1 protein-coding gene is annotated in these 8,282 nt (G+C 63.3%); it reads right to left on the reverse strand.

From position 1 onward, the window contains the following. Positions 1-8,037: a YDG domain-containing protein gene (locus ACOOE2_RS06570; protein WP_420382220.1), complete on the reverse strand. Its 8,037-nt coding sequence runs from the start codon at positions 8,035-8,037 to the stop codon at positions 1-3. Positions 8,038-8,282: the final 245 nt, after the last annotated feature.

Consider the following 8,282-nt stretch of genomic DNA (forward strand, 5'->3'; position numbering starts at 1 on the left):
TCATGGTCCGCTCGACGCCCAGCTATCCTGCGGACCGCTGCTGCCGTCAGTTGATCGGGATTGAGCGCCTTGTGCCGTATCTTTCGGCTGCTGGCCGGCACCGATCATCGGCGCGCTCTGGTCATCGGGGCTCGGCAGCGAGAGTATGTCGACAAGTGGGGTATGAATGACGCCAATCACGAAGCTCGTGGGTGTCTGCCCGTCGCCCTGGACATTGGTGGCCTGCGCTATGACCGACAACTGACCATCGACATATTTAAGGTTATAATTGTTCGACGACAGACCTGAAGCGCTTACCGCATAGATCCCCGGCGGGCTGGCGGTTGCCGCCGCTGTGGTGAATTGCAGGCTGCCCGACAGCGCGCTCGATGTTTCGCCACCGACAAAGCCTGAATACGTTACCGTAAATGGCGGGTTCGGTACGTTCACGAACCGTTGTGTATTATCGACCGTGATCGTCGCGCTGGCCTTGTTGATCGTGCCGATTGCGGCCGAGGCGCTGGTCGCAGTGAGTGCGTAGTTGCCCGCATCGGCGCCGCTCAGGGTCAGGCCGGTGACGCTGACGATCTTGCCGGTGCCGGCGTTTTTGGTGTCGTAGCTGCCGCTGGCCGGATCGTTGAGTGCAACCGCGTCGCCGCCGATTGCGCCGCCCAGGGTATAGTTCCCCGCTACCAGCGTTGCGCCGGTGGTGGCGTCGTAGGTCTTGCTGACCGTGCCTGTCAGCCCGGCAGTCAGGCTTGCCTGGGTGATCGTACCGATCGCAGCTGAGGCGCTGGTCGCAGTGAGCGCGTAGTTGCCCGCATCGGCACCGCCCAGGGTCAGGCCTGTGACGCTGACCAACTTGCCGGTTCCGGCGTTCTTGGTGTCGTAGCTGCCGCTAACCGGGGTGCCGAGACTGACGCTGTCGCTGCCGAGCACACCGCCGAGCGAATAGTTGGCGCTGGCCAGCGTCGCGCTGGTGGTGGCGTCGTAAGTCTTGCTGACCGTTCCGGTCAGCCCGGCGGTCAGGCTTGCCTGGGTGATCGTACCGATCGCAGATGAGGCGCTGGTCGCGGCGAGCGTGTAGTTGCCCGCATCGGCGCCGCTCAGGGTCAGGCCGGTGACGCTGACGGTCTTGCCGGTGCCAGCGTTTTTGGTGTCATAGCTGCCGCTGGTCTGGGCGATCGCGACGCTGTCGCTGCCCAACACTCCGCCAAGCGCGTAGTTGCTCGCGCTCAGCGTTGCCGTGGTGGTGGTGTCATAGGTCTTGCTGACCGTTCCGGTCAGCCCGGCAGTCAGGCTGGCCTGCGTGATCGTGCCGATCGCCGCCGAGGCGCTCGTTGCAGTGAGCGTGTAGTTGCCCGCATCGGCACCGCCCAGGGTCAGGCCTGTGACGCTGACCAACTTGCCGGTTCCGGCATTCTTGGTGTCGTAGCTGCCGCTGACCGGGGTGCCAAGGCTGACGCTGTCGCTGCCGAGCACACCGCCGAGCGAATAGTTGGCGCTGGCCAGCGCCGCACTGGTGGTGGCGTCATAGGTCTTGCTGACCGTTCCGGTCAGCCCGGCGGTCAGGCTGGCTTGGGTGATCTTACCGATCGCAGCCGAGGCGCTCGTTACAGTGAGCGTGTAGTTGCCCGCATCGGCGCCGCTCAGGGTCAGCCCGCTGACGCTGACGATCTTGCCGGTTCCGGCGTTCCTGGTGTCATAGCTGCCGCTGACCGGATCGTTGAGCGCGACCGCATCGCCGCTGATCGTGCCGCCGAGCGTATAGTTGCTCGCCGCCAAAGTCGCGCTGGTCGAGGTGTCATAGGTCTTGCTGACCGTGCCGGTCAGTCCGGCCGTCAAGCTGGCCTTGTTGATCGTGCCGATTGCGGCCGAGGCGCTGGTCGCAGTGAGTGCGTAGTTGCCCGCATCGGCGCCGCTCAGGGTCAGGCCGGTGACGCTGACGATCTTGCCGGTGCCGGCGTTTTTGGTGTCGTAGCTGCCGCTGGCCGGATCGTTGAGTGCAACCGCGTCGCCGCCGATTGCGCCGCCCAGGGTATAGTTCCCCGCTACCAGCGTTGCGCCGGTGGTGGCGTCGTAGGTCTTGCTGACCGTGCCTGTCAGCCCGGCAGTCAGGCTTGCCTGGGTGATCGTACCGATCGCAGCTGAGGCGCTGGTCGCAGTGAGCGCGTAGTTGCCCGCATCGGCACCGCCCAGGGTCAGGCCTGTGACGCTGACCAACTTGCCGGTTCCGGCGTTCTTGGTGTCGTAGCTGCCGCTAACCGGGGTGCCGAGACTGACGCTGTCGCTGCCGAGCACACCGCCGAGCGAATAGTTGGCGCTGGCCAGCGTCGCGCTGGTGGTGGCGTCGTAAGTCTTGCTGACCGTTCCGGTCAGCCCGGCGGTCAGGCTTGCCTGGGTGATCGTACCGATCGCAGATGAGGCGCTGGTCGCGGCGAGCGTGTAGTTGCCCGCATCGGCGCCGCTCAGGGTCAGGCCGGTGACGCTGACGGTCTTGCCGGTGCCAGCGTTTTTGGTGTCATAGCTGCCGCTGGTCTGGGCGATCGCGACGCTGTCGCTGCCCAACACTCCGCCAAGCGCGTAGTTGCTCGCGCTCAGCGTTGCCGTGGTGGTGGTGTCATAGGTCTTGCTGACCGTTCCGGTCAGCCCGGCAGTCAGGCTGGCCTGCGTGATCGTGCCGATCGCCGCCGAGGCGCTCGTTGCAGTGAGCGTGTAGTTGCCCGCATCGGCACCGCCCAGGGTCAGGCCTGTGACGCTGACCAACTTGCCGGTTCCGGCATTCTTGGTGTCGTAGCTGCCGCTGACCGGGGTGCCAAGGCTGACGCTGTCGCTGCCGAGCACACCGCCGAGCGAATAGTTGGCGCTGGCCAGCGCCGCACTGGTGGTGGCGTCATAGGTCTTGCTGACCGTTCCGGTCAGCCCGGCGGTCAGGCTGGCTTGGGTGATCGTACCGATCGCAGCCGAGGCGCTCGTTACAGTGAGCGTGTAGTTGCCCGCATCGGCGCCGCTCAGGGTCAGCCCGCTGACGCTGACGATCTTGCCGGTTCCGGCGTTCCTGGTGTCATAGCTGCCGCTGACCGGATCGTTGAGCGCGACCGCATCGCCGCTGATCGTGCCGCCGAGCGTATAGTTGCTCGCCGCCAAAGTCGCGCTGGTCGAGGTGTCATAGGTCTTGCTGACCGTGCCGGTCAGTCCGGCCGTCAAGCTGGCCTTGTTGATCGTGCCGATTGCGGCCGAGGCGCTGGTCGCAGTGAGTGCGTAGTTGCCCGCATCGGCGCCGCTCAGGGTCAGGCCGGTGACGCTGACGATCTTGCCGGTGCCGGCGTTTTTGGTGTCGTAGCTGCCGCTGGCCGGATCGTTGAGTGCAACCGCGTCGCCGCCGATTGCGCCGCCCAGGGTATAGTTCCCCGCTACCAGCGTTGCGCCGGTGGTGGCGTCGTAGGTCTTGCTGACCGTGCCTGTCAGCCCGGCAGTCAGGCTTGCCTGGGTGATCGTACCGATCGCAGCTGAGGCGCTGGTCGCAGTGAGCGCGTAGTTGCCCGCATCGGCGCCGCCCAGGGTCAGGCCTGTGACGCTGACCAACTTGCCGGTTCCGGCGTTCTTGGTGTCGTAGCTGCCGCTAACCGGGGTGCCGAGACTGACGCTGTCGCTGCCGAGCACACCGCCGAGCGAATAGTTGGCGCTGGCCAGCGTCGCGCTGGTGGTGGCGTCGTAAGTCTTGCTGACCGTTCCGGTCAGCCCGGCGGTCAGGCTTGCCTGGGTGATCGTACCGATCGCAGATGAGGCGCTGGTCGCGGCGAGCGTGTAGTTGCCCGCATCGGCGCCGCTCAGGGTCAGGCCGGTGACGCTGACGGTCTTGCCGGTGCCAGCGTTTTTGGTGTCATAGCTGCCGCTGGTCTGGGCGATCGCGACGCTGTCGCTGCCCAACACTCCGCCAAGCGCGTAGTTGCTCGCGCTCAGCGTTGCCGTGGTGGTGGTGTCATAGGTCTTGCTGACCGTTCCGGTCAGCCCGGCAGTCAGGCTGGCCTGCGTGATCGTGCCGATCGCCGCCGAGGCGCTCGTTGCAGTGAGCGTGTACCCATAGACTGGAATCAACCCATTTGTCGCAGAGACCGTCAAGCCGGAGACTGAAACCAGCTTGCCCGAGCCGGCGTTCTTGTCGGCAAATGCCCCAATGCCGGGCATGGTCAAGGCAACCGTGTCCCAGCCCGGATCGCCCGCAACGCTATAATTGGCGTTCGATAGAGTTGCAGTGCTGTTGCTGTCGTAAGTCTTCGACACGGTGCCGGTCAAAGACACCGTCAACGTCGGCACGGTCACGAATCGGAAACCGTTGCCAGACCCCAGGAGAGGACCGCTAGTACCATATTGGAGAAAATCGGGAGTGAGGCCGCCTGCGGCCAGCGTGGTCGGATCGAGCGCAGTGACGAGCCAATGGCCGGCAGAGGTGACCAGCGCACCTGCGCCGCTGTTGTTGGTGAACTGGTTTTGGGCGGCAAGCGCAATGGCTGTGCCGGAAGCGGCACTCGTCAGAGTCACACCGGCATCAAGGGTAAGGTTGGTGGCTCCCCCCATCGTTATGGTGCCGGCGCCAGAGGTGGTTGCGCTCAGATCGACGTCGATTGCGCTGCCGTTGCCGACCACGCGGAGTGATTTGCCGGCAGTCGGGGTCAGCGTCGAGCCGGCACTCGCGTAAATAATGTCGGTGCTGGTCGACGACGCTTTGGCAGAGACCAGGTCGGACAGCTTGATCGCCGCGCCATTGCCATAAAGTGAGACCGTGTTGCCCAGCAGATCCATGCCGGTCGCGGTGCCGCTAAGGAACGTTTCGGCCGCATTGGCCTTGAAGCTGGCGCCGGTAACTGTCGTCAGCAGCGCGCTGCCGCTGGTAACGGTGCCGTTGTCGAGCAGGAAATAATAGTAACCGCTGGCTGCACTCGTCGCCTGCGCAAGCTGGGTGCCACCCTCGAGCAGGCTGATCGTGCTGCCAGTGGCCGCAAGCATTCCGGCACTGTCCTTGTAGGCTGTCCCGGCGATGATTTGCGGCATCGAACCGGCATAGCGCCAGCTTAACAAAGGATAGAATTTTCCGTCGAGAATGACCCACGGGCCGGCATTGAAGTTGTAACCCTTGCCAGCGAGCAAGGTAGCGTTTTGCGCTTGCGCGGTGGTCAGGCCGAGCGCCGCGGATACCGCCGTACCCCCTCCGGCGCCTGCGGCCTGACCGGTCGTGCCGATGTCCCAGAACGAATCGGCCGATACCGTGCCGCTGTTGGTGCCGAACAGGCCGCCCAGCGAACTGGCACCAGCCGCACCCGACACGGTTCCATAAGCGAAGGATTGCGATACACTGCCCTCGTTGTCTCCGACAAGGCCGCCCAGATCGACGCTGTTGGCGCCTCCGCTGACAGTCGATGACGCATAGGACTGGATCACCTGGCCGAGATTCTTGCCGATCAGTCCACCAATCAGCGCATTGTCCGAACCCGCCGCAACGGTGCCCGTGCTGTAGGACAGGTTGACCGCGCCGTCATTTTCGCCGACCAGACCACCCACGCCCTGGAAACTGGCTGCGGTCGTGACCGGCCCGGTCGAATAGGACTGACGGATGGTGCCTGTAGCCTCGTTGAGGCCGATCACGCCGCCAATGTTCGAACCGATCGCAAAGCCGGAGATCGTGCCCGCGGAATTGGCGTTGGAGACGGCCCCCCCATTGTCGCCGACCACGCCGCCAATCGAATAGCTGCCCGACACCGCGCCCGTGTTCGAAACGGCACTGGCTGTGCCGGTGTTGAATCCGAGAATGCCGCCCACACCGACGCTGGATGAATTGCCGGTGATTGCCCCGGTGTTGCTGACGCCGCTGACCGAGCCACCCGCAGAACCGGCGATGCCGCCGATAAACAGGTCGCCACTGATCGTGCCGGCGTTGTCCGACGCGGAAATCGTGCCATCCGTCTGGCCGACGATACCGCCGACGCTGTTGGCGCCGACGACCGTGGAACTGTTGTGGGAACCGGTGACACCGGATGCCGAACCGAGCGACTGGCCAACGATGCCGCCGACGAAAGCACTGCCGGTAACCGACCCGGTAACCGAAACCGATTGGACGCTGCCGGCACTCGTACCGACAAGACCACCGACGAAATTGCCGCCGGTGACCGCGACATTGGTCAAAGTGAGGCCTTTGGCTGTTCCACCAGCGCCCAACTGTGAAATCAGGCCGACATGATCCTCGTTTGGACGGTTGATCATCAACTGGTCGACAGTATGGCCGTTGCCCAACAGCGCGCCGGTAAACGCCGTCCCGGAACTGCCCAGCGATGCGAAGCCTGCACCCGCGTTCCAACCTGCGGTCGCGCTGGCGTCGATATCGCTTTGCAACAGATAATTGGCAGAAAGGTTATTCTGGACGTTCTGCAGGTCCTCTGCACTAGTCACGATCATCGCTGCGGTCAGGCCGGCGCCATGGCTGCCGAGCAGGACTTCGCTGACATATCCGGCGCTGCCGCCGGAATAGCCGATCGTCGATGTATAGCGCGCCGAATTGACCGTGTTGCTTGCAGCGCCGTCGAGCGGATTGTAACCTATAAGGACCTGGCCCGAACTGTTGGTAAAGTCCACCTTTGCGCCGGCGCCAAAGCTTACAGTGCCGCTGCCGGTGCCAGTGTTGTCGGCCAGCAGTTGCAATATGCCCGCACCGGTTTTGCCCGCATTACCGTTGCTAATGGTGATGCCCGAGCCGACCTGGACATCGTGATACGCGCTCAGAGTCAACGAAGCGCCGCCATTCCAGCCGATGTTGCTGGTAACCAGAATATCGCCCGTACCGGCCCCCCCACCGGCTGATGTCTGCTGGGTGACGTTGCTGCCATTATTGAGCGTAGTCGTGATTGTCGCCGCAGCGGCGGCGTCGATGGTCAGGCTTGCGGGATCAAGCAGCCAGCGCCCCCCAACACCAGGATTGATCGTCGCGCCCGAAAAATTGACTTTGCCGCCCGACGTCTCGATCTGGCCACCAACCGTACCGGTGGTTGCCAGTGCGCCCTTGATGGTTGCGCTGTTCCCGCCGCATATCGAGATGACGCCGCCGGCCGATGTCGTTCCTGCTGCGGTGATCTGCGAACCCGAGCCGACTGTCACATCGCCGCCATCCGCAACGAGCCATACTTTGCCATTACGGTTTGCGACAGCATTCGCGGCAATGACGCCACCGCCATTGCCCGCCAAGGCATAAATATTGCCACCTGCAGCGCGCAATTCAACACTGGCAGCGGTGATCGCACCCGAAGTGGTAAGGTTGCTGTCGCTGCCGACCTGGATGAAAACGCGCTGGTCGCCGCTGCCGTCCTGCAACAGGATTTGGGTGCCTGCGGCAAGTCCGATGGTGCCCGCCGCTGTCAGGCTGCCTTGGTTGCTGATGTTGCGGGCAATCAGGTAAACATCGCCGGCGCTGCTGGAAATCTGGCCCAGGTTGACGACGCTTGCCGTGGAGTTGCCCGAAAAAACGAATGAGCCGCCTTTCATGAAGGATGTATCCTCCATGTCGAGCGTCGAGGCCACGAAACCGCCGCGAGCATTGATCACCGCGTTGTGGCCAATCAGGATCCCGGCTGAATTGATCAGATAAACGCTGCCGCTTGCATTGATCGCACCCAATATCGCCGAAGGGGCATCGCCGATTACCCTGTTGAGCGTTGCGCCGCTTCCGTTCTGGAAACTGACGCTTGCCAGTTCACCGACCGAAAAACTGTTCCAGTTGATGATCGCGCGCGTCGTAGACTGGTTGATATCGAGATGCGTGCCGGCCTGAACCAGGGTGCCAGCGCCAGAAGTGAATGTGCCGCCTGCCGGTAGTGCGGCAGAGCCCGCAAGGGCAGGGACAGGCACAAAGACAAAACCGACGGTGGCTGTGGCGGCGGCAAAGGCAGCGCGGCGCTTGGCAAGGCGCGTCAGGCAATCGGCCCTGGCGATCGAGCCGGCTGAAGTATCGCCCAAAGTCTTCCGCACGCTCTGCCAGCGGGCAAAGCGAGACCTCGCAGTTGATGCAGTCACGCAGACTTGTCCTTCCGCTTGCAGGATTGCGTCCATTCCCGGCCTGGCCTTGAAATGTCGTGCCCCGATTCCCCAATCATCGTGGGCAATAACCGGATGAACCGCAAGGGACAACTACCCATTCAAAGAATGTGAGGAATTCATGACCGTGGTCTGTTTAATTACCAGCGAACCGGATGCCGATCTCGCGTGAATTTAAGCCGATCAGATTTGCAGTATTTACAGCAATATTTAGTATTTTCCTT

This window comes from Novosphingobium sp. (assembly GCF_965214355.1).
GTDB lineage: Bacteria > Pseudomonadota > Alphaproteobacteria > Sphingomonadales > Sphingomonadaceae > Novosphingobium.